This is a genomic window from Dyella sp. RRB7 (genome assembly GCF_022761115.1).
GTDB lineage: Bacteria > Pseudomonadota > Gammaproteobacteria > Xanthomonadales > Rhodanobacteraceae > Dyella.
On record NZ_JAKWJS010000008.1, the window covers coordinates 83,105 to 105,635 of the forward strand.

The 22,531-nt window shown below is 66.5% G+C and carries 24 protein-coding genes; 13 read left to right on the top strand and 11 right to left on the bottom strand.

Annotated elements, in window-relative coordinates; translation table 11 throughout:
- Positions 1-56 precede the first annotated feature (56 nt).
- On the top strand, positions 57-911 hold the full coding sequence (locus MJ606_RS16590; RefSeq protein WP_243050734.1) for an SDR family oxidoreductase: 855 nt from the start codon (positions 57-59) through the stop codon (positions 909-911).
- A 66-nt stretch (positions 912-977) separates the two neighbouring features.
- Positions 978-1,322: a heavy metal-binding domain-containing protein gene (locus tag MJ606_RS16595; protein ID WP_243050662.1), complete on the top strand. Its 345-nt coding sequence runs from the start codon at positions 978-980 to the stop codon at positions 1,320-1,322.
- Positions 1,323-1,325: 3 nt separating this feature from the next.
- Here the strand turns inward: MJ606_RS16595 and MJ606_RS16600 are convergent, their stop codons facing one another.
- Positions 1,326-2,156, bottom strand: coding sequence for a kinase (locus MJ606_RS16600; protein WP_243050663.1), 831 nt, complete (start codon positions 2,154-2,156; stop codon positions 1,326-1,328).
- Positions 2,157-2,197: 41 nt separating this feature from the next.
- Between MJ606_RS16600 and pdxH the strand changes: the two genes are divergently transcribed.
- Genes pdxH through MJ606_RS16615 form a run of 3 tightly spaced genes read left to right on the top strand, consistent with a single transcriptional unit; the run spans position 2,198 to position 4,086 of the window.
- Positions 2,198-2,785, top strand: coding sequence for a pyridoxamine 5'-phosphate oxidase (gene pdxH / locus MJ606_RS16605; protein WP_243050664.1), 588 nt, complete (start codon positions 2,198-2,200; stop codon positions 2,783-2,785).
- 34 nt (positions 2,786-2,819) lie between these two features.
- A complete protein-coding gene (locus MJ606_RS16610) occupies positions 2,820-3,257 on the top strand; it encodes a secondary thiamine-phosphate synthase enzyme YjbQ (protein ID WP_243050665.1) in 438 nt (145 codons plus the stop codon).
- 4 nt (positions 3,258-3,261) lie between these two features.
- The gene (locus MJ606_RS16615; RefSeq protein ID WP_243050666.1) at positions 3,262-4,086 is read left to right on the top strand and encodes a cobalamin-binding protein; all 825 of its coding nucleotides are present in this window, start codon (positions 3,262-3,264) and stop codon (positions 4,084-4,086) included.
- 91 nt (positions 4,087-4,177) lie between these two features.
- Here the strand turns inward: MJ606_RS16615 and MJ606_RS16620 are convergent, their stop codons facing one another.
- From MJ606_RS16620 to proC, 3 genes are all read right to left on the bottom strand, one after another.
- Positions 4,178-6,244 (bottom strand): M13 family metallopeptidase, encoded by a 2,067-nt coding sequence (locus MJ606_RS16620; RefSeq protein WP_243050667.1) that lies wholly within the window; start codon positions 6,242-6,244, stop codon positions 4,178-4,180.
- A 71-nt stretch (positions 6,245-6,315) separates the two neighbouring features.
- Positions 6,316-6,891, bottom strand: coding sequence for a YggT family protein (locus MJ606_RS16625; protein ID WP_243050668.1), 576 nt, complete (start codon positions 6,889-6,891; stop codon positions 6,316-6,318).
- Complete coding sequence (gene proC, locus MJ606_RS16630; RefSeq protein ID WP_243050669.1) at positions 6,888-7,712, bottom strand: pyrroline-5-carboxylate reductase; 825 nt, start codon at positions 7,710-7,712, stop codon at positions 6,888-6,890. Before proC ends, MJ606_RS16625 begins: the two co-directional genes overlap by 4 nt.
- A 311-nt stretch (positions 7,713-8,023) precedes the next feature.
- Here proC and MJ606_RS16635 point away from each other — a divergent pair, with 311 nt between their 5' ends.
- Complete coding sequence (locus MJ606_RS16635; RefSeq protein ID WP_243050670.1) at positions 8,024-9,061, top strand: type IV pilus twitching motility protein PilT; 1,038 nt, start codon at positions 8,024-8,026, stop codon at positions 9,059-9,061.
- 60 nt (positions 9,062-9,121) lie between these two features.
- The gene (locus MJ606_RS16640; RefSeq protein ID WP_243050671.1) at positions 9,122-10,288 is read left to right on the top strand and encodes a PilT/PilU family type 4a pilus ATPase; all 1,167 of its coding nucleotides are present in this window, start codon (positions 9,122-9,124) and stop codon (positions 10,286-10,288) included.
- Between the two features lie 84 nt (positions 10,289-10,372).
- On the opposite strand, the gene MJ606_RS16645 is transcribed toward MJ606_RS16640, so the two are convergent.
- On the bottom strand, positions 10,373-10,738 hold the full coding sequence (locus MJ606_RS16645) for a BON domain-containing protein (protein WP_243050672.1): 366 nt from the start codon (positions 10,736-10,738) through the stop codon (positions 10,373-10,375).
- Between the two features lie 392 nt (positions 10,739-11,130).
- Between MJ606_RS16645 and MJ606_RS16650 the strand changes: the two genes are divergently transcribed.
- Entirely contained in the window at positions 11,131-11,904 is a 774-nt protein-coding gene (locus MJ606_RS16650; protein ID WP_243050673.1) for a hypothetical protein, read from the top strand.
- A gap of 53 nt (positions 11,905-11,957) precedes the next feature.
- Positions 11,958-12,701 carry an MHYT domain-containing protein gene (locus MJ606_RS16655; protein ID WP_243050674.1) on the top strand — a complete coding sequence of 248 codons (744 nt, stop codon included), beginning with the start codon at positions 11,958-11,960 and terminating at the stop codon, positions 12,699-12,701.
- A gap of 63 nt (positions 12,702-12,764) precedes the next feature.
- Here MJ606_RS16655 and MJ606_RS16660 read toward each other — a convergent pair whose 3' ends face one another.
- The 6 genes from MJ606_RS16660 to gshB form a co-directional block, all read right to left on the bottom strand.
- Entirely contained in the window at positions 12,765-14,534 is a 1,770-nt protein-coding gene (locus MJ606_RS16660; RefSeq protein WP_243050675.1) for a hypothetical protein, read from the bottom strand.
- An 89-nt stretch (positions 14,535-14,623) separates the two neighbouring features.
- Positions 14,624-15,550 carry an aspartate carbamoyltransferase catalytic subunit gene (locus tag MJ606_RS16665; RefSeq protein ID WP_243050676.1) on the bottom strand — a complete coding sequence of 309 codons (927 nt, stop codon included), beginning with the start codon at positions 15,548-15,550 and terminating at the stop codon, positions 14,624-14,626.
- Positions 15,551-15,575: 25 nt separating this feature from the next.
- Positions 15,576-16,007 (bottom strand): Holliday junction resolvase RuvX, encoded by a 432-nt coding sequence (gene ruvX, locus MJ606_RS16670; protein ID WP_243050677.1) that lies wholly within the window; start codon positions 16,005-16,007, stop codon positions 15,576-15,578.
- Positions 16,004-16,579, bottom strand: a complete 576-nt coding sequence (locus MJ606_RS16675; protein ID WP_243050678.1) for a YqgE/AlgH family protein — start codon at positions 16,577-16,579, stop codon at positions 16,004-16,006. Before MJ606_RS16675 ends, ruvX begins: the two co-directional genes overlap by 4 nt.
- A gap of 82 nt (positions 16,580-16,661) precedes the next feature.
- On the bottom strand, positions 16,662-17,525 hold the full coding sequence (locus MJ606_RS16680) for an energy transducer TonB (protein WP_243050679.1): 864 nt from the start codon (positions 17,523-17,525) through the stop codon (positions 16,662-16,664).
- Complete coding sequence (gshB, locus tag MJ606_RS16685; RefSeq protein ID WP_243050680.1) at positions 17,522-18,499, bottom strand: glutathione synthase; 978 nt, start codon at positions 18,497-18,499, stop codon at positions 17,522-17,524. Before gshB ends, MJ606_RS16680 begins: the two co-directional genes overlap by 4 nt.
- Before the next feature lie 466 nt (positions 18,500-18,965).
- Between gshB and MJ606_RS16690 the strand changes: the two genes are divergently transcribed.
- The 4 genes from MJ606_RS16690 to MJ606_RS16705 all read left to right on the top strand — a co-directional run bounded on the left by MJ606_RS16690 (position 18,966) and on the right by MJ606_RS16705 (position 22,464).
- A complete protein-coding gene (locus MJ606_RS16690) occupies positions 18,966-19,367 on the top strand; it encodes a response regulator (RefSeq protein ID WP_304529040.1) in 402 nt (133 codons plus the stop codon).
- 31 nt (positions 19,368-19,398) lie between these two features.
- Positions 19,399-19,770, top strand: coding sequence for a response regulator (locus MJ606_RS16695; protein WP_243050681.1), 372 nt, complete (start codon positions 19,399-19,401; stop codon positions 19,768-19,770).
- 7 nt (positions 19,771-19,777) lie between these two features.
- Complete coding sequence (locus tag MJ606_RS16700) at positions 19,778-20,317, top strand: chemotaxis protein CheW (RefSeq protein WP_243050682.1); 540 nt, start codon at positions 19,778-19,780, stop codon at positions 20,315-20,317.
- Between the two features lie 116 nt (positions 20,318-20,433).
- Entirely contained in the window at positions 20,434-22,464 is a 2,031-nt protein-coding gene (locus MJ606_RS16705) for a methyl-accepting chemotaxis protein (RefSeq protein ID WP_243050683.1), read from the top strand.
- Positions 22,465-22,531: the final 67 nt, after the last annotated feature.

Below are 22,531 nucleotides of genomic sequence, written 5' to 3' on the forward strand. Positions count from 1 at the left end.
GCAAATGCTAACAGGCGCGCCAGCGCATGGCAGGTCGCGATGACGGGGTGGCGGGTTTGAAGGGGCGCGTGCTGATCGCCGGCTGCGGCGATGTCGGCCTGCGCGTGGCGCAGCGGTTGCAGGCCCGGGGCGATCAGGTATGGGCGTTGCGGCGTACCGCCGCGGCTGCCGATGGCGGTGGCATCCGCTGGCTGCAGGGCGACCTCACGCAGCCGGACACGCTGCGCGGCTTGCCCCATGGCATCACCCGCGTGGTTTATCTGCCCACGCCGGACGCACGCGATGCGGCGGCCTATCGTGCGGTTTTCGTCGATGGCCTGGGTCATCTGCTCGACGCGCTCGATGGCCGCGCACTTGAGCGTGTGCTGCTGGTCTCGTCCAGTGCGGTCTATGGCGAGCACGGCGGCGCATGGGTGGATGAAGACACGCCGCCGGAACCGCCAGGGTTCAACGGCGCCGTGCTGCTGGAGGCCGAGCGCTGGCTGGCGTCGCAGGGGGTATCTTCGGTGGTGCTGCGCCTGGCCGGCCTGTATGGCCCCGGCCGGCTCCAGCTGATCGAGCGCCTGCGCAAGGGCGACGCACGCGTGCCGCGCGGCGCGCCGCACTGGGCCAACCGCATCCATGTCGATGATGCCGCCGCGGCCATCGTGCATCTGTTGTCATTACCCGATCCCGCGCCGCTCTACCTGGGCGCGGACGACACGCCGTTGCCGCTCGATGTGCTTTACGACTATCTGGCGTCGCTGCTTGGGGCCCCGCTGCCTGCCGATGGTCCGTCGCCGCCAGGCATCGGCAGCAAGCGGCTGAGCAATGCCCGCCTGCGCGCCAGTGGTTTCGTGCCGCAATGGCCCGATGCGCGGGAAGGTTATGCGGCGCTGTTGCAAGGTGTTACGGCGATGAAACAGTTTTAGCCGCGAGGTCGGCCCTGGCCCGGGCGACGGGCCGCAACGAAATCGTCCCAGTCACGGAGAACGCCCATGTCCAATCACATCTCGCTCCACATGGTCAGCACCGGCAACGAGTTGCCGGGCTATCGCATCGTCCGCCCGATGGGCATCGTGCGCGGCATCACGGTGCGTTCGCGCAGCGTGATCGGCAACCTCGGCGCGGCGCTGCAGACGCTGGTCGGCGGCAATATCTCGATCTACACCGAGCTGTGCGAGCACGCCCGCGAAGAGGCCTTCGAGCTGATGCTGCAGCACGCGGCGGAGCGCGGCGCCCATGCCGTGATCGCGATGCGCTACGACACCAACGACGTGGCCGAGGGCGTTACCGAAGTGCTGGCCTACGGCACGGCCGTGATGGTGGAGCCGCAGGCCTGATGCTCAGCTATGGTGAAGCGCGATGACGTGACGGTTGTCGTCGTACTCCACCATGGTATCGGCCTGTGCCGGCAGGGTAGCCAGGGCATGGCGGCTCAGGCGTTCGAAGTGGGCGAGGAAGCGCGTCATGGCCTCGGCCTCCATTGCCAGCGGGGCGTGGCGCGCCAGCAGGGCTTCCTCCTGCTCGCTGCGCCAGCGGCGCACGATCTCCCAGTTGGGTGCCTGCAGCACGATCAGTGCATCGAGCTTGCGCCATAGCGGCTGGTAGCCGCGCAGCTGCTTGTTGACCCAGTGGCGCCAGGTGCCGTCCGGATCTTCCTCGCGCTCCAGGGCGTTGACGGGTTTTTCCTCTGCGGCCTGGGTCTGCGGACGGATGCCCAGGGCCCAGCCCTCCAGGATCACCAGCCGGGGCGGCCGGGTGACCCGCGGCCAGCGCGACGGCGCCATGCGGGTATCGCGACCCTTGTCGAAGCGTGGGTAGCTCACCGGCAGCTTGTCCGATGCCTGCGGCAGCGCGGCCAGCACCGACATCAACAGTTCGATCTCGTGCGTGCCGGGCACGCCGCGGGTGCGCAACAACGGGTGCACCTGTTGGGCCAGGGCCTCGCGTTCGCTGCGCGAGTAGTAGAAGTCGTCCAGCGAGAGCGCCTCGGTGGGCCAGCCACGCTGTTCGGCCTGGGTCTTCATTTCCCGGGCGAGGGTGCTCTTGCCGCTGCCCTGCAGGCCGGAAAGGCCCAGCAGGTATGGCCGCCGGGCGCGGGCTATGCGGCCGGCATACTGGTCCAGCAGGTGGCCCGCCAGGGTCGAATTCTGCGTGCTAGCATCTGGTGACATGCCGGCCATGATGGCGCGCGGCGGCCACGATTCAAGACCCCATGCTGAAATCAGAGATTCTTGACACCTTCCTGCAACTTTTGAACGAGGCCGGGGCGGAGGGCGATCCCGAGCCCACGGCGATGAACCTGGCCACGGTGGATGCGGCCGGCCGCGTGAGTTCGCGCATCGTGCTGCTCAAGGGCGTCGACGAGCGCGGCTTCCGTTTCTATACCAATTACGAGAGCGACAAGGGCGCCCAGCTCGAAGCGCATGCCCAGGTGGCCTTGTGCTTCCACTGGAAGCAACTGCGTCAAGCGGTGCAGGTGCGTGTGGAAGGCGTGGCCCGCAAGCTGCTGGCGGAAGAGTCGGACGCGTACTTCGCTTCCCGCCCGCGTGCCAGCCAGCTGGGTGCCTGGGCTTCGCTGCAATCGCAGACGCTGCCTGATCGCGATACCTTCGAACAGCGCTTTGCACGTTACGAACACGAGTTCGAAGGCCGCGATGTGCCGCGTCCGCCCCACTGGGGTGGTTACGTGGTGGAGCCGGACATGGTGGAGTTCTGGTATGGCGCCGAGTTCCGCCTGCACGAACGCGTGCGCTGGAGCCGCCATGGCCAGACCTGGACCAGCCGCCTGCTTTATCCCTGAGAGCCAAGCCCACGCCACTCAAGAGGCACCAAGCATGCGCGCAGCGCCCGCCGATCACGTTGCCCAGCATGGTTTCGTCGTGCATACGCGCGGCCGCGGCTTCACCGAGATCACCGACCAGGTGGGCGAGGTGGTGGCCGCCAGCGGCGTGCAGACCGGCATCGCCAACGTCTTCAGCCTGCACACCAGTTGCTCGCTGCTGATCAGCGAAAATGCCGACCCGACCGTGCGCGATGATCTTGAGCGCTGGCTTGCCCGTGCCGTGCCCGATGGCGATGCCATCTTCCGCCACGACCAGGAAGGCCCGGACGACATGCCGGCGCACGTGCGCGCCATCCTCACCGGCGTGAGCCTGGTGGTGCCGGTGCATGCGGGGCGCCTGCAGCTGGGCACCTGGCAAGGCATGTATCTATGGGAGCACCGGCTTGATCCGCACCAGCGCAAGATCACGGTGACCGTGCTGGGACATTGAACGCGTGACCGAACATCGCAGCCCCGCCGATCATTACCCGCAACGCATCGTCTGCCTGACCGAAGAGCCGACCGAGGTGCTTTATGCCCTCGGCGAGGAGCACCGCATCGTCGGCATTTCCGGCTTCACCGTGCGTCCCGCGCGGGCGCGCAAGGAGAAGCCGAAGGTCTCGGCATTCACCAGCGCCAAGATCGACGAGATATTGAAACTGCAGCCGGATTTCGTGATCGGTTTTTCCGACATCCAGGCCGATATCGCACGCGAGCTGATCAAGGCGGGGGTGGAAGTGTGGATCAGCAATCATCGCAGCGTGGACGGCATCCTGGCCTATATCCGTCGCCTCGGCGCGATGGTGGGCGCGTCGGTCAAAGCCGAAGCCTATGCGCGACAGGCCGAGCGGCACATCGCCCAGGTGCAGGCCGCCGCGGCGCAGTTCAAGCGGCGCCCCAGGGTGTATTTCGAGGAATGGGACGAGCCGCTGATCACCGGCATCCGCTGGGTGGCCGAACTGGTGCGCATCGCCGGTGGCGATGACGTGTTCCCGCAGATGGCGGGCGAATCGCTGGCCCGGCAGCGCATCCTGGCCGATCCCCACGAGGTGGTGGCGCAGGCGCCGGACATCATCTTCGGTTCGTGGTGCGGCAAGCGCTTCCGTCCCGAGCGCGTGGCCGCACGGCCCGGTTGGGAAGCGATGCCGGCGGTGCGTCATGGCGACCTCTACGAGATCAAGTCACCGATCATCCTGCAACCGGGGCCGGCGGCATTGCTGGATGGGCTTGAGGCGATGCACCAGGTGATCGCGCAGTGGGTGGCACGACAGGACGGCTAGATTCTCTTCCGCTCCTCTCGATCCGCCCCCAAAACTCGTCATTCCCGCCTTCGCGGGAATGACGAGCAAGACGGCGAGGAGCATGGATGAATTACCAGATCTTCACCCGCTGTGCTTCCGGCCGCCACATCGCCTGTCCGGGCTTCACGTCAAACGCCTCGTAGAACGCCGGCATATTCGACAGCGGCCCGTTGACGCGCCACTTGGCCGGGGCATGCACGTCGCTGAGCAAGGCCTGGCGCAGCAGGTCCTCGCGCTCTTCCGACAGCCATGACAGCGCGTAGCCCAGGAAGAAGCGCTGCAGCGGCGTATAGCCGGCGATCTTCTCGCCCTTCTGGTATTGCTCGGTTTTCTTGAAGGCGTCCAGGCCGATCAGCAGGCCGCCGAAATCGGCGATGTTCTCGCCCAGGCTGGCCTCGCCGTTGATGTGCAGGCCCGGCAGCGGTTCATACGCGTTGAACTGCTTCACCATCAGTGCGGCGCGCTGGTTGAAACGGGCGGCGTCCTGCTTGGTCCACCAGTCCTTGAGGTTGCCGGCGGCGTCGAACTGGCGGCCCTGGTCGTCGAAGCCATGGGTGATCTCATGGCCGATGGTGGAGGCGGCCACATAGCCATACACCACCGCGTCGTCGATCTCGTTGTCGGCGAAGCCGGGGATGATGAACTGCGCGGCCGGCAGCACGATCTCGTTGTTGGACGGGTTGTAGTAGGCGTTGTAGGTCTGCGGGGTCATGTCCCACTCGCTACGGTCCACCGGCTTGCCGAACTTCGACAGCATGTCGTTGAACTGCCAGCGTTGCGCATTCATCATGTTCTGCGCATACGAGACGCGACCGATGCTGAGCGCGGAGTAGTCCTTCCACTTGTCCGGGTAGCCCACCTTCTTGGTGACCGCGGCGAGTTTCTCGTGCGCCTTGGTCTTGGTGGCGGCGCTCATCCAGTCGAGCTTGTCGATGCGCTCGCCGTAAGCGGTACGGATGGCCTCGACCATCGCGTTGTAACGCTGCTTGCTGCTGTCGGGGAAATAGTCCTTGACGTAGATGCGGCCCAGGATCATGCCCAGCGCCATGTTCTCGGCGTTGAGCGAGCGCTTCCAGCGCGGCTTCTGCTCGGACTGGCCGGACAGCACGCGGCGGAAGAAATCGAAGTGCTCGTTGTCGATGTCCTGGCTCAGGTAGCTGGCATAGGCATCGGCCAGGTGCACGCGCAGGTAGTCGCGCAGCACCGGCACCGGCGTCCTGGCGAGCAGCGCCTGCAGGCCGCTGAAGAATTCCGGCTGGCCCACGATCAGCGTGGTCGGCGCGAGCTTCCAGCTGTGCAGGCGATCATTCCAGGCGATGGCCGGGGTGTACTTTCCGGTCAGCTCGGCGGGCGCCATCTTGTGGTAGTTCTTCTCCGGGTCGCGCAGGTCCGCCAGCGGGCGCGACACCTTGGCCAGCGCGGTCTCGAACGCCATCACCTGGGTGGCGCTGGCGCGTGCGGCAGCATCGTCGGCGCCCAGCAGCTTGAACATGCGGTGCAGGTGCTCGACATAGGCGGCACGCGCCTTGGCCACACCCTGCTCGGTGTTGAAGTAGTAATCGCGCTCCGGCAGGCCCAGGCCGCCCTGGCCCAGGTGCACGGCCATCACGTCGCTCTGCTTCTCGTCCTGCGATACGCCGAAGTCGAAGAACACGTCCACGCCCAGCGGCTGCAGTGCAAAGCCTTCGTCCAATGCGGAGTCCAGGTCATGCACGGCGTCGATGCGCGCCAGTTCGTCCTTCAGCGGCGCCAGCCCCAGCCGGTCGGCCAGGGCCTGGTCCATGGCGATGGTCCAGAAGTCGCCCACCTTCTGCTCGTCACTGCCGGTGGCCGCATTCTTGGTGGCTGCGGCGCCTTCGCTGATCTTGCGCAGCTTGGTGTACAGGTCTTCCTGCACCAGTTGGCCGATACCCCATTGGGCTTCCTGGGCCGGAATCGGGTTGGCCTTCAGCCAGGCACCATTGGCATAGCTGAAAAAATCATCGCCCGGCTTGACCGAAGTGTCGATATGAGCAGCGACCACGTCGGGCTTGGCCGTGGCTGGCGTGGCGTCGGCCGCCCAGCTGCAGGAGATGCCGGCGGCAGCGATGCCGAGGGCCAACAGGCACGCGCGGAACGGATGGAACGTCGAAGTCATGAATGGGCTTCCATGCAGGGAAGGGAAGAAGTGGAACCGCACCGGTCGGCCGGCGCGATAAAGGGAAACGCTCAGAGGCCGAGGGCCAGCCGCGCGCCCAGGTCGGCCAGCGGCGACACCAGCAGCAGGCGGGCCAGGATCAGCACGATCATCACCGCCCAGGGCGCGAAATCCAGGCCGCCGGCCACCAGCCTGCCGCGCAGTGGGCGCAGCAGCGGGTCGACCAGGCTGCCGGCCAGCCGGTACACCGGATGGTAGGTATCCACCTGGAACAGGCTCATCAACGACCAGATGAAGATCAGCACCACGTAGAACATGGCGATGAAGTCGAGCGTGTCGGCGATCGACAGCACCAGCAGCCCCAGCACGTGGGGGAAGATGCCCAGCAGGGCAAACAGCGCCACGCGCTTGAGCAGCATGATCAGCCACACCAGCAGCAGGGCAGAGACGTTGACGCGGCGCCAGTTGGGAATGAGCCGCCGGATCGGCGCCAGGATCGGGTTGGTGGTGCGGTAGACGAACTGGCTCAGTGGATTGTGGAAGTCGGCGCGGCTGGCCTCGGCCAGCAGGCGCAGCACGAATAGCGCGGCGGCCGCGCCAAAGGCCAGTTCGAGCAAAAAGGACAGGGCGTTGACCAGGTAGCTCACGGGGTATCGTCCAAGGCGGTGGCCAGCTCGCCGCCCCGGCGCGTGGCGGCGGCCACGGCATGGGCGACGATCTGGTTGAAGTGATCGGTGGCAAAACTCTCCAGCGCGGCCTGGGTGGTGCCGTTGGGCGAGGTCACCCGCTGGCGCAGCACGCCGGGATCTTCGCCGCTTTCGACAAGCATGCGGCCCGCCCCCAGGCAGGACTGGGCGGCCAGCGCGCGCGCCACCTCGCGCGGCATGCCCTGGGCGAAGGCGGCGTCTTCCAGTGCTTCCACCAGGGCGAAGAAATAGGCCGGGCTGGAGCCGGAGATGGCCGTCACGGTATCCATCAGCGCTTCGTCATCGATCCAGCGCGTGAGGCCCACGGCATCGAGAATGTGCTGGGCCTGGGCCCGCTGCTCGGGGCTGACCCGGCGATTGGCGCACAGGCCGGTGGCGCCGGCGCCGATCAGGGCGGGCGTATTGGGCATGCAGCGCACGATGGGCAAGGTGTGGCCGAACCAACGCTCCAGCTGGTCGATGCGCACGCCGGCGGCAATGGAGATCAGCAACGGCCGTTGGCGCTGCAGGGTGTCCGCCAGCTCGGCGTGGATGGCCGGCATGATCTGCGGCTTCACCGCCAGCACCAGCACGTCGGCCTCGGCGGCGGCGAGGCGGTTCTCGGCATAGCAGGCCACGCCGAATTCGCGGCCCAACTCCTGGCGCGCGTCGGCCCGTGGCTCGGCGACGCTCAGCGATGAAGCGGCGATGCCGGTCTTGAGCAGGCCGCCGATCAGGCTGCGCGCCATGTTGCCGCCACCGATGAAAGCAATATGTGTCATGCAGGTTCCTCGCCAATGCCGCCGGCTACCTTACCGGAGCAGGGGGCTGCCCGTCCTGTGGCGGAAGCGCGGGTGGCCCCGGCCAGGCCGCCACGCCTTCTCCAGACGTGGTCCGCACTTTGCGCAGTACGCCTAAGGAAAGACTGGTCGCCCGGGCCTTGCGGCGAGTAGTATCGGCCCGCTGCATGGGGAACCGGGGCTGGACCGTTCGGACGGTGTCCGCGCTTGCGCGACGCCGCGTTGATGGCTACCCCGGCCATGCGTTTAGCCACGCTATGCCATCCAGATGATTGGGTTGAGGGGAACGCCAGATGGATATCGCCGAACTGCTTGCCTTCTCGGTGAAGAACAAGGCCTCGGACTTGCACTTGTCCGCCGGCCTGCCGCCGATGATTCGCGTGGACGGTGACGTTCGCCGCATCAACATCCCGGCGCTGGAGCACAAGCAGGTGCACTCGCTGATCTACGACATCATGTCGGACAAGCAGCGCCGCGACTACGAGGAATTCCTCGAGGTCGACTTCTCGTTCGAGATACCGGGCTTGGCGCGTTTCCGCGTCAACGCGTTCAACCAGAACCGCGGTTCGGGCGCGGTGTTCCGTACCATTCCCTCCGAAGTGCTCACGCTGGAGGATCTCGGCGCGCCGCCGATCTTCCGCGAGCTGATCGAGCAGCCGCAGGGCCTGATCCTGGTTACCGGGCCCACCGGTTCGGGCAAGTCGACCACGCTGGCGGCGATGGTCGACCACATCAACAAGAACGAATACGGCCACATCCTCACCATCGAGGACCCGATCGAATTCGTGCACACCTCGCAGAAGTGCCTGGTGAACCAGCGCGAAGTGCATCGCGATACGCACGGCTTCAACGAGGCGCTGCGTTCGGCGCTGCGCGAAGACCCGGACTACGTGCTGGTGGGCGAGTTGCGCGACCTGGAAACCATCCGCCTGGCGCTCACCGCCGCGGAAACCGGACACCTGGTGTTCGGCACCCTGCATACCAGTTCGGCGGCCAAGACCATCGACCGCATCATCGACGTGTTCCCCGCCGGCGAAAAGCCGATGGTGCGCTCGATGTTGTCCGAGTCGCTGCGCGCGGTGATCTCGCAGTCGCTGCTGAAGAAGGTGGGCGGCGGCCGCATGGCGGCGCACGAGATCATGGTGGGCATTCCGGCCATCCGCAACCTGATCCGCGAGGACAAGGTGGCGCAGATGTACTCGTCCATCCAGACCGGCCAGCAGTACGGCATGCAGACGCTCGACCAGAACCTGCAGGACCTGGTCAAGCGTGGCCTGGTGACCCGCCAGCAGGCGGCGAGCTATGCGCGCAACAAGGATATCTTCAAATAAGCCAGGGACATTTTCGAACAAGTCGTTTGTCGTTGGCGTTGAATCAAGAGGGTCCGTGCCATGAGTGATTTCGATTTCACCTCGTTCCTGAAACTGATGGTGCACAAAAAGGCATCGGACCTGTTCATCACGGCGGGCGTGGCGCCCTCCATGAAGGTGCAGGGGCGCATCGTGCCGATCACGCAGAGCCCGCTGTCGGCGCAGCAGGCGCGCGACATGGTGCTCAACGTGATGACGCCCTCGCAGCGCGAGGAGTTCGAAAAGACCCACGAGTGCCAGTTCGCCATCTCGGCGCAGGGCGTGGGCCGTTTCCGCGTGTCGTGCTTCTACCAGCGCAACTGCGTGGGCATGGTGCTGCGCCGGATCGAGTCGAAGATCCCCACCATCGAAGAGCTGAGCCTGCCGCCGGTGATCAAGCAGCTGGCGATGACCAAGCGCGGCATCATCATCTTCGTGGGCGGCACCGGCACCGGCAAGTCCACCTCGCTGGCCTCGATGATCGGCTACCGCAACGCCAATTCGACCGGCCACATCATCACCATCGAAGACCCGATCGAATACGTGCACAAGCACGAGGGCTGCATCATCACGCAGCGCGAGCTGGGCATCGACACCGACAGCTGGGAAAACGCGCTGAAGAACACGCTGCGCCAGGCCCCCGACGTCATCATGATCGGCGAAGTGCGTACGCGCGAGACGATGGAACACGCCATCAACTTCTCCGAAACCGGCCACCTGTGCCTGTGCACCCTGCATGCGAACAACGCCAACCAGGCGATGGACCGCATCCTGCACTTCTTCCCGGAAGACCGCCGCTCGCAGTTGTTCATGGACTTGTCGCTGAACCTCAAGGGCGTGGTGGCGCAACAGCTGATTCCCACGCCGGACGGCAAGGCGCGTCGCGTGGCGGTGGAAGTGCTGCTGGGTACGCCGTTGGTGCAGGACTACATCCGCCAGGGCGAGATCCACAAGCTCAAGGAAGTGATGAAGGAATCCACCAACCTGGGCATGAAGACCTTCGACCAGAGCCTGGTGGAGCTCTATCACGCGGGCGAGATCTCCTACGAGGACGCCCTGCGCCACGCCGACAGCTCCAACGAAGTGCGCCTGCGCATCAAGCTTGCCCAGGGTGGCGACGCCCACACGCTGTCGCAGGGCCTGGATGGCGTGGAGCTGGAGGAAACGCGCGATACGCAGAACTTCGGCGGCGGGCTGTTGCGACGCTGATCGCACGGCCTCGTTGAGCGAAAGGAAGGAGCCCCATGGGCTCCTTCTTCGTTTCGGCGGCCGCCCTGTACGGCGCGCGGGCGATTACCGGGCGGTATCGCTGACGCTCAGGCCGCTGGTATCGACGCTCTTGACGCCCTTCACGTTCCTGGCGACCTGGGCGACCTTGGCTTTCTCCGTCGCGCTGGTGGCGGTGCCGGTGATGCTCACCACGCCATCCGTGGTCGATACGGAGATGTCGGTGCTCTTGATGCCCTTGGTGGTGGCCAGCTCGGACTTCACCTTGGTGGTGATCCACGCATCGGCGGTCTTGTCGGGCACCGTCTGGTTGTCCGACTGTTTCTGCATGGCGGCATCCTGTGCGGCCACCTGCGCGAACGGCACGGCCGAGAAGGCGGCCACGAGGCCGGCGGCGATCAGCGTCTTGCGGAACAGGTGATGGGTGCGCATGGGGAATCTCCTCATAGTGGGGAAGCGCTGTCCTTGAGACAGACGGCTGCCGCGTCGGGCGGCGGCCGTGGCAATCATCCAAACAGCCCTGATGTGAATCGCCGATGGCTGGCACCCCAACTCGTTCAGTGCGCGATTACGGATGCGAAGGGCCGGTGTATGTGGTGTTGGCATGGCGTTCGCAGAATCTGGCGTGGCTTATGTGATGCCAAACACGTTCTCGACGCCGGGTGACCGTTGTAACTGACGCGGGCATGACGTTCGCAAGCTCATGCGCTGGGCGCGTGCTTGAGCCGTGTGGGCGCTACGTGGGACGTCTTGTGCAATGCACTTTCATCCGGCACATTTCATGGCGACAACATCATGTTTCAGGCTTGATTTCGGGGGGGATCATGGCCGAGTTGGAAGTTCGGGTGATATCCGAACGTCGTGAGGGATTGCTGGTTGAACTGGGGCGTGTCGTCAGCGAGCACGACCATGTGCTGGTACGCCAGCGACTGGCGCCGGATACGCAAGGCGCAAGCCTGACCCTGGTATTGCGCGGACCCGACGAGCGGCGCGCCGCGCTGGAACGCGCGCTGGGCACGCATCCCAGGGTGGTTCGCCTGGAGCTGGCGCCGCGCGAGGCGGCCATGCCTCCGGACGAAGTGGTGCCGGTCGCAGCCGAGCTGCCGCAGGCAGTGTCGGCGCCGCCGAAGACGCTGGGCTATGGCGCGGCTTCGGCGGCGGATGTGGTGCAGGTCGAGCATATGCTGCCCAGCCTTGCCAAGGACTATCCGCGGATATTTCCGTGGTTGATCAACCTGGAATACGCGGTGGCGGCCGAGGCGCGCGAGGCGTCGCTGCATCTGGCCGGGCGGCGTGCCGGCGCCTGGGTGTTCCGTCGTGACTTTCTCTTTGGCGCGCGGCTCGCGCTGGGCGACGCGCTCAGGCGCATCGCGCTGCCGGCCTTGCGCGAACTGGTTTTAGTGGAGCTGCACGGCCACCAATTGCACGTGCGCGGGTGCCCGCTGTGCCAGCCGGGCGGCCTGTCGGGCGGCAGGTTCTTCTGCGGTTTCGTCGAAGGCCTGCTGGCCGACGCACTGGCCGGCGGCGTGCCGCGTGCCAGCGAAGTCAGCTGCCACTGCCACGGCGAGCCGGAGTGCGTCTTCAAGGTGGGGTCATGAGCTGATGGGCGGCCAACGCTGACGCCATGGAATCGCGGGGCAAGGGGAGTTTCATGCAGGACATGCATCAGCATTACAACTATCTGTGGGTGGCGCTGTCGTACGTGGTCGCGGTGCTTGGCTCCTACACGGCACTGCAGTTTGCCCTCGGCATTCGCTTGGCGCGCACACCGCGCCGGCGTTGGATCGCGGTCGCTGGCGCCGGTGCGGCGATGGGTGGCGGGGCGATCTGGGCGATGCATTTCATCGCCATGCTCGCTTGCAGCATCGGGGCGCAGGCCACTTACGACGTGATGCTGACCGGCATCTCGGCGTTGCTCGCCATCGTGGTGTGTTCGCTCGCCCTGGCCATGGTTGGTGACGGCGCGTTTCGCTGGTCCCATGGGCTGGGGGCGGGCACGTTGATGGGGCTGGGCATCGCCGGCACGCATTACCTGGGCATGTCCGCGATGCTGATGTCGGCCCGGGTCAGCTACGACATTCGCATCGTCGCGTTGTCGGTCGTCACGGCCGTGCTCGCCTCGACGGTGGCGCTGTGGCTTGCGTTCAATCTGCGCGGCCGCTTGCAGGTGCTCGGCAGCGCCCTGGTGCTGGGGGCAGCCGTGTGTGGCATGCATTACATCGGCATGGGAGCGGCGACGTTCACCGAGCGCGGCACCTTGCCGGCGGGTTTCGATCAAGGCGTTGGCGGCGATCACCTGGGCAGGGTGATCTTTGCCATCGTGGTGGCATTGCTGGTGCTCGCGCTGGGGCTGAGCATCGTGCGCCAGTATCGACGCGCCGTGTTGTCCATCTAGTTAGTGAAAAAAAACGGGGCGCCAGTGGCGCCCCGTCGGGTCATGCGTTGCTGCGTCGCCGACTTACTTCAGCTCGGTCTGGCTGGTAAACACCAGGCCGTTACTGTCCATATGCACTTCGCCGCCTACCGACTTGATGCGCGCGGCCTGCGCCTGCATCGACTCGAACTGCGCCTTCGAGCGCTCGGCCGCGGCCTTGGCCGTAGCCTGCGCCTCCGCGTCGTCGGACTCGGCGTCGGCGGCGGCGGTGAGCTGGGCGATGTGGTCGGCCCTCTGCTCCATCGCCTTTACCCAGGCCTGGTACATCTCGCCGCTGAGGTGCATGCGGCCAAAGTGGCCGGCGTCGCCGGTCGGGGCGTTGAGCAAGTCACCGAGCTTGGTCTCCTCGCCTTGGCCAATGGCCAGGGCGAGCGCCTTGGGGCCCATCGCCACCCAGATCGGCGTACCCAGCGGTGCGCTGACTGCGGGCGGCAGCGCCACTGGCTTGCCATCAGTGGTGAGCTTGAGCTGGGACAGGCCGGAAGCCGCCATCTGCGCCATGGCCACCAGGCCGGCAGGGTTGGAGGTGCCGATCAGCACGCGACCGCTGAACTTGGGCAGGCCGTCATTGCTGCCGGCGTCGAAGCTGTCCAGCGCCACGCGCAGGCCCAGCAGGTCGCCCACCGGCGGCACTGCGGCCTGCTGCGACAGCGTGCCGATCTTGGCAAAGCCCTCGTTGAGGTCGGTCAGCGCGGGGCAGGTGAACGGCTTGGCGGCCACGGCGTCGGCCTGTGCGCTCCAGAACGCGCGCAACTGGGCCACCGGCAAGGCCAGGCTGACATCAAACGGCGCGTCGCCGGCGGCGCCCAGGCCAGGCAACGCCACCTTGAGGTCGGCGAAGGCCTTGGTGATGTCATCGGCCAGCGCCACGTCCCAGCGCAGGTCCTGGTGCTTCTCGTCGAGCTTGGTGTAGCCGAAGCTGATCGAGGGCACGCGAGCGGCCACGCGGGTGGCTTCGCCCTCGCAGCTGGGCGCCACCCGCAGCTGGTTGGCCACCGGTTCGCCGGTCCTGGCCGCTTCGGCCTCGGCACGGGCCTTGCGCAGGGCGTTGAACATCGGCTCCTTGCCACTGGCCGCCAGCGGCAGCAGGCGGGCCAGGTCGACCTGGCCAATGGCCCAGGGCTGGTAGTGCTTGGCCTTCGCCAGCTGGTCGAGGCGGCCGTCGTCCTGCAGGTTCTTGGCGGGACGATCCAGGCCGAACGCCAGGCGCAGGGTGGCCTCGGACGCGTCGATGGGCAGCAGCGCGGCGACGGCCTGCTTGCCGGCCACGGCAATCACCACCTGCATGCCGGCCTCGGTCGAGGCGTGCTTGCGATAGCTCAGGCCGCCGACCGTGGCGGTTTCGAACGGCTTGCCGTAAGCGGTTTCGAGCCGGGCGATAAAGGCGTCGAAAGCCTTGGGATCGGTCAGCTCGAAGCGTCCGACCGGCGACAGGCCAAGGCCGTAGAACGCGGAGCGACCCTTGATGTTGAGGCCGGCATTCTGCGCGAACGCCTCGATGGTCTTGCCGTCCAGCTCGGCGATCACCGCCTTGAGCAGGCGCGAGGCGTCCGGGTCCTTCTCGGCCATGTCGTCGGCGGCGGAGCGCAGCTGGGTCAGCTGGGCAGGCAACTGCGCATCGGCCTGGGTGAGCAAGGCCTTGCGCGTGTCATCGTCGAGCACGTCGAGGTTGGCCACCACGTACGGCGTATCCGCCGGTACGAAGGCCAGCGGGGCATCCTTGTCTTTGTGGTGGCATGCAGCCAGCAGCAAGCCGGCGAGGCCCAGCGCAGCAATGCGCGTCGTCGATCGCATGTCTATTCCCTTGAATGAAGTGTGGTGTCGCGCTGCGCATTATGCCCGTATTCGCGGGATGCCGCGGCGCACCACGTAGGCCATAAGGCTTAGCGGCCCAGCACCTCGGCCAGCACGGCCATGCGCACGAACACGCCGTTGCCGACCTGTTCGAGGATGCGCGACTGCGGGCCGTCGGCCACTTCCGAGGCGATCTCGATGCCACGGTTGAGCGGGCCGGGGTGCATGACCAGGGCGCCCTTGGCGGCGCGCTCCAGGCGGCGGTTGTCCAGGCCGTAGCGGGCGAAGTAGGCCGCTTCGTCGGGCAGGTCGGTGGCGGCCATGCGCTCCTTCTGCAGGCGCAGCATGATGATCACGTCGGCGCCTTGGATGGCGGCGTCGAAATCGTCCGTCAGCACGCAGTGGGGGAATTCCGTCGCGTCGGGCATCAGGGCCTTCGGCGAGCACAGGCGGATTTCCTTCACGCCCAGGGCGGTGAGCGCGTGCACGTCCGAGCGCGCCACGCGCGAATGCTTCACGTCGCCACAGATGGTCACGGTGAGCTGGCTGAAATCCGGGCGGTGCTGGCGGATGGTCAGCACATCCAGCAGGCCCTGGGTGGGGTGGGCGCGGTTGCCATCGCCAGCGTTGATGACTGACACGCCGCTCATTGCGTGGCGTACGAGTTCTTCAGGCGTGCCGGACACCTTGTGGCGCACCACGATGGCGTCCAGGTGCATGGCCTCCAGCGTGTGCAGGGTGTCGAACAGCGCCTCGCCCTTGCTGGTGGAGGAGAAGCCGATGTCGAAATTGATCACGTCGGCGCCGAGCCGGCGTGCGGCCAGCTCGAACGAGGTGCGGGTGCGCGTCGACGGCTCGAAGAACAGGTTCAGGATCGTGCGGCCGTTCAGCAGGTCGAGCTTGCGGGTGCCATGGGCGCAGCCCTCGCGCATGGTCTCCGCGCGATCGAGCAGGCGCTCGATGCTGGCGCGGGGCAGGTTTTCCAGCGTGGTGAGATGGCGCAGGCGTGGGCTCATGGCAGGCGGATCGTCCGGGTAGGGGTCAGTGGCCAGTGGGGGCGGAGGCGAGCCAGCGCTCAAGGATCACGGCGGCGGCTTCGGCGTCGATGGTGGCGGCATCGCGGCGTTTCTTCAGTCCGGTGGCGCGGGCGTTGGCGAAGCGCTGGGCGGCTTCCTGCGAGCTGTGGCGTTCGTCGGTGAGGTCCACCGGCAGGCCGTAGCGCTGGCCCAGTTTCTCGGCGAAGCGGCGGGCACCGCGGCTGGCGGGCTGTTCCTGGCCATCGAGGGTCAGCGGCAGGCCGACCACCAGGGTGTCCGGCTGCCATTCCTGGCGCAAGGCATCGAGCCTGGTCCAATCGGGATCGCCATCGCGCACCGGGATGGCGGCCAGTCCGCGCGCGCTCGCGGTGAAGCGGTTGCCGACGGCGACGCCGAGCAGGCGGCTGCCGAAGTCGAAGCCAAACACACAGCTCATGCGTGTCCCGCGTAGCCGGGCAACGCCAGTGGATCGACGCCGACCAGTCCCGCCGCCGCGCTCCAGCGTTCCTCCAGCGGGGTGTGGAACACCACGCGCTCGCTGGCTTCCACGGTGAGCCAGGTGTTGTCCTTCAGCTCCTGCTCGAGCTGGCCGGCGCTCCAGCCGGCGTAGCCCAGCGCCATCACGGCCAGTCGCGGGCCTTCGCCGTTGGCCATGGCCACCAGGATGTCGCGCGAGGTGGTGACCGACCATTCGGCGTTGATGCGGTAGCTGGACTCCCAGTGCCCCGGCTCGCGATGCAGCACGAAGCCGCGCTCCTGCTGCACGGGGCCGCCGATCAGCACCGGCGCGTCGGCCAGTTCCAGGTCGTTGCAGTCGAGCTTCATCTGGGCCAGCACGTCGCCCAGGCGGTATTCGGAAAGCTGGTTCACCAGCAGCCCCACCGCGCCATCCTCATCGTGCTGGCAGATAAAGGCCACGCCGCGCGAGAACGGCGGTTCGGCCAGGCTGGGCATGGCGATCAGGAAGTGGCCAGCGAGGGAGGGGAGCTGAGACTGGGAAACGGTCATGGGCGCATTGTAAGCCCTGCGAGGGGCCAGTCGCCCATGAGCGGCGAACGAAGTCGGGGCGGGCATCCGCTCGCCCCGGTATTCAGCGGCTGCGCAAGATGTCGTTGGGCATGAACTGCCAGGTGCGCGTGATGTTCAGCTCGTCGATCTGGTCCTTGTCCACCGGCAGGGCGGGGAACGGCGCGGCCAGGCGCACGATGCGCTGTGCGGCGGCATCCAGCAACGGCTGGCCCGAGCTTTGCACCACCTCGATGCCCTTGACCGAGCCATCGCGGTTGAGCGTCACCGTCATCAGCACATCGCCGTGCAGTCCCCGGCGGCGCGCCTCGTTGGGGTAGTTGAGGTTGCCCACGCGTTCCACCCGGTCGACCCAGCCGCGCATGTAGGCGGCATAGGCGTATTCCTTGGTGTTGGAGGAGATGAATTTCTTCTTGGGGCGCTTGGCGTAGTTCTCGATGCTGTTGCGGCGCTCGGCGGCCAGCTGGGCCATTTCCTGCTGCCGCTTGGCCTCGGCCGATTCGGGCAGATCCTGCGGCGTCTGCTCCAGCTTGGCGCTGTCGGTGCTGACGCTGTAGTGGCTGTTGCCGGTGGTGGTGAGCAGCTTGTCCTCGGTGGCTTCCTGCGGCCGCGGGGCGCTGGCCTCGACGGGCCGCGGCGCCACCCCGGGGGTGGGCCTGGGCGTCGGGCCGGATACCAGCTGCGAGGGGCGCGCGGCCTTGTCGCTTTCGCCGCCGCCGCTGTTGTTGGCCTGGGCCAGGAAGTCGGCCTTGTCGGGCGCCTCGCGGTTGGCCACGTCCACCAGGGTCACGTCCAGCGTCGGCAGGCTGGGCTTGGCCTTCACGTAGCTGAAGGTGATGCCGAGCACCAGCACGCCATGCAGCAACAGCGAGAAAAGCATCGTGGCGCCGATCGTGTCGGCGCCGGTGCGGACAGCAGGTTGGCTCACGCGGCGCGGGTTCCGGTTCGTTTTTGTTCGATGACGTCGAACAACTGGCCGGCAATATTAAGCCCGAACTGGGCGTCCAGTTCGCGCGCACAGGTCGGCGATGTGACGTTGATCTCGGTGAGGTAGTCGCCGATCACGTCCAGGCCCACGAACAGCAGGCCGCGGCGGCGCAGTTCGGGCGCCACCTGCGAGACGATCCAGCGGTCCCGCTCGCTCAGCGGCACGCCCACGCCCCGGCCGCCGGCGGCCAGGTTGCCGCGGAATTCGTTGCCCTGGGGGATGCGCGCCAGCGCGTACGGCACCGGTTCGCCGTCGATCACCAGGATGCGCTTGTCGCCCTGGGTGATCTGGGGGATGTACTTCTGCGCCATGGTGAATTGGCGATGCTCGCCGTGCGGCCCGGCGGCGATCAGCGTTTCCAGCATGGAGTTGAGGTTGCTGTCGCCGGCGCTGACCCGGAAGATGCCGCGCCCGCCCATGCCGTCGAGCGGCTTGAGCACTACCTCGCCATGGGTGGCCACGAAGGCGCGCAGCTCGGCCGCATCGCGGGACACCAGGGTGGGCGCCATGCACTGGGGGAAGTGCATCGCGAACAGCTTTTCGTTGCAGTCGCGCAAGGCCTGCGGCCGGTTGACCACGCTGACCCCGTCGCGCTCGGCCAGCTCCGCCACCATAGTGTCGTAGACGAATTGCGCGTCCACCGGCGGGTCCTTGCGCAGCAGCACCACGTCCATCTCGCGCAGGTCGCGCCAGCGGGGTTCCTCGAGCATGAACCAGCCCGACGGGTCGTCCCGTACCGAGAGCGGGGCCAGGCGCGCCCAGGGTTCGCCGCTGCGGGAGGCCAGGTCACCCTGTTCCATGTAGAACAGCCGGTGTCCGCGCCGCTGGGCCTCCAGCAACATGGCGAAGGTGGTGTCCTTGGCGATCTTGATTGAGCCGATCGGGTCCATCAGCACGGCGACCGAAAGGGTCATCGTCATTCTCCGGTAGTAGAGCCTGTTCACCATCTCCCCGGTCGCGGGCCCGGTCAGCGGGTACGCAGGGAGGCGTCATGGCCGGCGTCAGTTTTGAGGAGCGGGGAGTGTATGCCGATACATACCCCGCTGGCCTCATCCGCGGCGGTTGCCTTCAGCCCGGCAGGGCTGGGATGGCGGCCGGCGGGTAGTTAGCCGGCCTGCCGGCGACGGTGGCGACCCGCCCCAGGGTCGTACCGTTACCCGGAAGAATGCGGTCAATTAATGACGTAGGACGCTTCACGCGAGATTTCAGCTTGACGTCACGTCGGGCAGGCGGTAAACAGCAACGCACGAGTGCCTGCCGGCTGAGTGAAGTCGTACGTCGTTGGAAACTTTGCGGGATTTTCCTGTCCATAGGACTGTCGGTCCCGCGCCGACGGTCGGACGATTTACCTGAGCCTGGGGCGGGTCGCAGGGGGGTGTTGTGAACTTGAACATAAGTGGAAATGGCCTGGCCGGCCTCAAGGTCATGGTTATCGATGACTCGAAGACCATCCGTCGGACGGCCGAAACCCTCCTGAAGAAAGAGGGGTGCGACGTGCTGACGGCCGTGGACGGCTTCGAGGCCCTCGCCAAGATCTCCGACCAGAAGCCCGCGATCATCTTTGTCGACATCATGATGCCGCGCCTGGACGGGTATCAGACCTGCGCGTTGATCAAGAACAACCCGCAGTTCCGCGGCACGCCGGTCATCATGCTCAGCTCGAAAGACGGCCTGTTCGACAAGGCGCGCGGCCGTATCGTCGGGGCCGAACAATATCTGACCAAGCCGTTCACCCGAGACGAGCTGCTTGGTGCCATCCATCGTCATGTCAGCACGGTGTAACGCCGGCGACTACAGGGTCTGAGGGGGGCCTGTGGCCAATATTCTCATTATCGATGACTCGCCGACCGACGTGCGCGTGTTCACCACGCTGCTCGAGCGGGCGGGTTATCAGGTCGATTCCGTCGGCAATGCCGAGGAAGGCATCGAGCGTGTGCGTGCGCAGCTACCGGACCTGGTCATCATGGACGTCATCATGCCCGGCATGAACGGCTTTCAGGCTACGCGCACGTTGACGCGCGACCCGGTCACGTCCGGCGTTCCGATCGTCATGATCACCACCAAATCCATGGAGACCGATCGGGTATGGGGCCTGCGCCAGGGTGCGCGCGCGTTCATCACCAAGCCGGTCAACGAGAAAGACCTGCTAGCCTGCATCAACGACCTGCTGCCAAGCGCAGCCTGAGGCGACGATGACCCAGACCGCCTCGCTCTCGCCCTTCGAATTGCTGGCCCGTTACGAACGGCTGTCGCTGGCGCATGCCTCCGACACGCCGGAAAAGCTTGAAGCCCCGGGGCTTTGGCGCGGCATCGGCTATCGCGCCGGCAGCCGCCTGTTTGTCAGCGGCATCGACGAGATCAGCGAGCTGCTGGCGGTGCCGTCGTTGACGCCGGTGCCCGGCACGCGACCATGGCTGCTTGGCGTGGCCAATGTGCGCGGCAACCTGGTGCCGGTGATCGACCTGGGCCGTTTCCTGTTCGGCGAACGCACCGTGCAGACCGAGCGCACCCGCTTGCTGATCGTCCGCCAGGGCGGTGGCAGCGTGGCGCTGATGGTGGACGAGGTGTTCGGGCAGCGCACGGTCGATGCCGAGCAGCGTCGCGCCGCCGAGCGGGAAGACGATCCACGTCTGGCGCGGTTTGTCGACGATCGTGTCGGCGAGCCGCGACTGGCCGTGTTCAGCATGGGCAAGTTGGTACGAGCACCGGATTTCCGCCAGGCCGCGGCCTGACGGGGCAACAGTTGGACGATAAGTAGGACCGGTGCCTCTCGAGGCCGGAATCAGGGCGATGATCCGAAGCCTTCGCCGGCATGTGCGGCGGGGTGTAGAAGGGCGAGGTGAACGAAATGAGCACTACAGGGGGCGTCGGCAAAGAGCGGGGCTATACCGGCCTCATCATTGCGCTGGTGATCGCGTTCGGCTTCACGGGTGTGGACTTCGTCATGCTCACGTTGAAGGGCCGCGAAGACAGTCAGGCCGTGGGACTGACCACGCAGATCCAGGTGTTGTCGCAGCAGACCGCGAGATACGCCCTGGAGGCGGCGGACGGTAACGTCGACTCCTTCAAGGAGTTGGAGACCAACCGCAACGCCATCGATTCGGCCATCCAGCGCCTGAACAAGGGCGATGACAAGAGCGGCATGAAGCCCTATGCCGACAACAACGCCACGCCGGCCGGCCGTGCCGTCGCCGCGTTGAGCAACGCCTGGGGCCAGCTCGACGCCGATATCGGCAAGATCCTTTCCAACAAGGCGTTGGTGGTGGATTCGGCCCAGCGCGCCACCACCCTCGCGCGCGAACTGCCGCTGCTCAACTCGAGCATGGAGCAGGTGGTGAACATCCTGCAGCAGCGCGGCGGCAGTGCGGAGCAGACCTATACCTCGGCGCGCCAGATGCTGCTGGCCGACCGTATGGTGCGTCGCGTGCAGGAAGTGCTGCAGGGTGGCGACGCCTCGCAGCCCGCCGCCGATGGCCTGGCCCGTGACGGCCAGCTCTACGGTTCGGTGCTCAAGGGCCTGCTCGAAGGCAACACCGAAGTGGGCGTGCACTCGATGGGGGACGCCAACGCGCGCAAGATCCTCACCGACATGCAGTCGCAGTGGGACAATCTGCAGGACCCGGTCGGCAAGCTGGTCGGTGCCGCGGGCAACCTCACCGACGTGAAGCGCGCCGGCAACCAGGCCTCGCTCGATTCGCAGAACGTGCTGCTGCGCGCCAACGAATTGGCTGACCAGGTCGGCAAGCTGCCCACCCGGCGCCTGTTCCCCAACCTATGGTGGGGCGTGCTGGGCGCGATCGGCGCGGCCGCCTTCCTGATCGTGCTGGTGGTGCAGCTGATCGCCGACCAGCGCCGCCGCTTCCAGGATTCGACCGAACTCAACCAGCGCAACCAGGAGGCGATCATGCGCCTGCTGGACGAGATGGGCTCGCTCGCCGAAGGTGACCTGACGGTCAAGACCACGGTGACCGAGGACATCACGGGCGCCATCGCCGACTCGGTGAATTACGCCATCGACGAGCTGCGCACCCTGGTGACCACCATCAACGAGACCTCGGAGCAGGTGTCCTCCTCGGCCCAGGAAACGCAGACCACCGCGCGCCACCTGGCCGAGTCGGCGCAGCACCAGGCGCAGCGGATCAGCACGGCCACCACCGCGATCAACCAGATCGCCAGCCTGATGGATACCGTGTCGAAGGATTCCGCCGAGTCGGCCGACGTGGCCGAACGCTCGGTGAAAATCGCCTCGCGCGGCGCCGAAGTGGTGCGCGAGACGATCTCGGGCATGGACTCGATCCGCGACCAGATCCAGGAGACCTCCAAGCGCATCAAGCGGCTGGGCGAATCCTCGCAGGAGATCGGCTCCATCGTGGAACTGATCAACGACATCGCCGAGCAGACCAACATCCTCGCCTTGAACGCCGCCATCCAGGCCGCGTCGGCGGGTGAGGCGGGCCGCGGCTTCGCGGTGGTGGCGGACGAAGTGCAGCGCCTGGCCGAACGTTCGGCCAGCGCCACCAAGCGAATCGAAACGCTGGTGCAGACCATTCAGTCCGATACCAACGAAGCGGTGAACTCGATGGAGCAGACCACCGCCGAAGTGGTGGCCGGTGCCCGCCTGGCGGAAGACGCCGGCAGTGCGCTGGGCGACATCGAGCGCGTGTCGCATGACCTGTCCGCGCTGATTCAGAACATCTCCACCGCAGCGCGCCAGCAATCGACCGCGGCCACCGACATCTCGGTGTCGATGAACGCGATTCAGGAAATTACCTCGCAGACCTCGCAGGGCGCGAGCCAGACGGCCGACTCGATCGGTTACCTGGCCCAGCTGGCGAGTGACCTGCGGCGTTCGGTGGCCCACTTCAAGCTGCCGGGCTGACACATAACGTTTTCACAGGGGGCAACCTCGACGGTTGCGTGACAAACCGTTACGTGGCCGGTGAGAG

What these genes read in the sequence shown, in the direction of transcription:
- MJ606_RS16600 (WP_243050663.1), bottom strand. Translation starts at nt 2,156, where the DNA reads ATGTCACCAGATGCTAGCACGCAGAATTCGACCCTGGCGGGCCACCTG.
- MJ606_RS16595 (WP_243050662.1), top strand. Translation starts at nt 978, where the DNA reads ATGTCCAATCACATCTCGCTCCACATGGTCAGCACCGGCAACGAGTTG.
- MJ606_RS16650 (WP_243050673.1), top strand. Translation starts at nt 11,131, where the DNA reads ATGGCCGAGTTGGAAGTTCGGGTGATATCCGAACGTCGTGAGGGATTG.
- MJ606_RS16660 (WP_243050675.1), bottom strand. Translation starts at nt 14,534, where the DNA reads ATGCGATCGACGACGCGCATTGCTGCGCTGGGCCTCGCCGGCTTGCTG.
- MJ606_RS16700 (WP_243050682.1), top strand. Translation starts at nt 19,778, where the DNA reads ATGACCCAGACCGCCTCGCTCTCGCCCTTCGAATTGCTGGCCCGTTAC.
- pdxH (WP_243050664.1), top strand. Translation starts at nt 2,198, where the DNA reads ATGCTGAAATCAGAGATTCTTGACACCTTCCTGCAACTTTTGAACGAG.
- MJ606_RS16620 (WP_243050667.1), bottom strand. Translation starts at nt 6,244, where the DNA reads ATGACTTCGACGTTCCATCCGTTCCGCGCGTGCCTGTTGGCCCTCGGC.
- MJ606_RS16635 (WP_243050670.1), top strand. Translation starts at nt 8,024, where the DNA reads ATGGATATCGCCGAACTGCTTGCCTTCTCGGTGAAGAACAAGGCCTCG.
- MJ606_RS16655 (WP_243050674.1), top strand. Translation starts at nt 11,958, where the DNA reads ATGCAGGACATGCATCAGCATTACAACTATCTGTGGGTGGCGCTGTCG.
- MJ606_RS16665 (WP_243050676.1), bottom strand. Translation starts at nt 15,550, where the DNA reads ATGAGCCCACGCCTGCGCCATCTCACCACGCTGGAAAACCTGCCCCGC.
- ruvX (WP_243050677.1), bottom strand. Translation starts at nt 16,007, where the DNA reads ATGAGCTGTGTGTTTGGCTTCGACTTCGGCAGCCGCCTGCTCGGCGTC.
- MJ606_RS16705 (WP_243050683.1), top strand. Translation starts at nt 20,434, where the DNA reads ATGAGCACTACAGGGGGCGTCGGCAAAGAGCGGGGCTATACCGGCCTC.
- MJ606_RS16675 (WP_243050678.1), bottom strand. Translation starts at nt 16,579, where the DNA reads ATGACCGTTTCCCAGTCTCAGCTCCCCTCCCTCGCTGGCCACTTCCTG.
- MJ606_RS16645 (WP_243050672.1), bottom strand. Translation starts at nt 10,738, where the DNA reads ATGCGCACCCATCACCTGTTCCGCAAGACGCTGATCGCCGCCGGCCTC.
- gshB (WP_243050680.1), bottom strand. Translation starts at nt 18,499, where the DNA reads ATGACCCTTTCGGTCGCCGTGCTGATGGACCCGATCGGCTCAATCAAG.
- MJ606_RS16640 (WP_243050671.1), top strand. Translation starts at nt 9,122, where the DNA reads ATGAGTGATTTCGATTTCACCTCGTTCCTGAAACTGATGGTGCACAAA.
- MJ606_RS16610 (WP_243050665.1), top strand. Translation starts at nt 2,820, where the DNA reads ATGCGCGCAGCGCCCGCCGATCACGTTGCCCAGCATGGTTTCGTCGTG.
- proC (WP_243050669.1), bottom strand. Translation starts at nt 7,712, where the DNA reads ATGACACATATTGCTTTCATCGGTGGCGGCAACATGGCGCGCAGCCTG.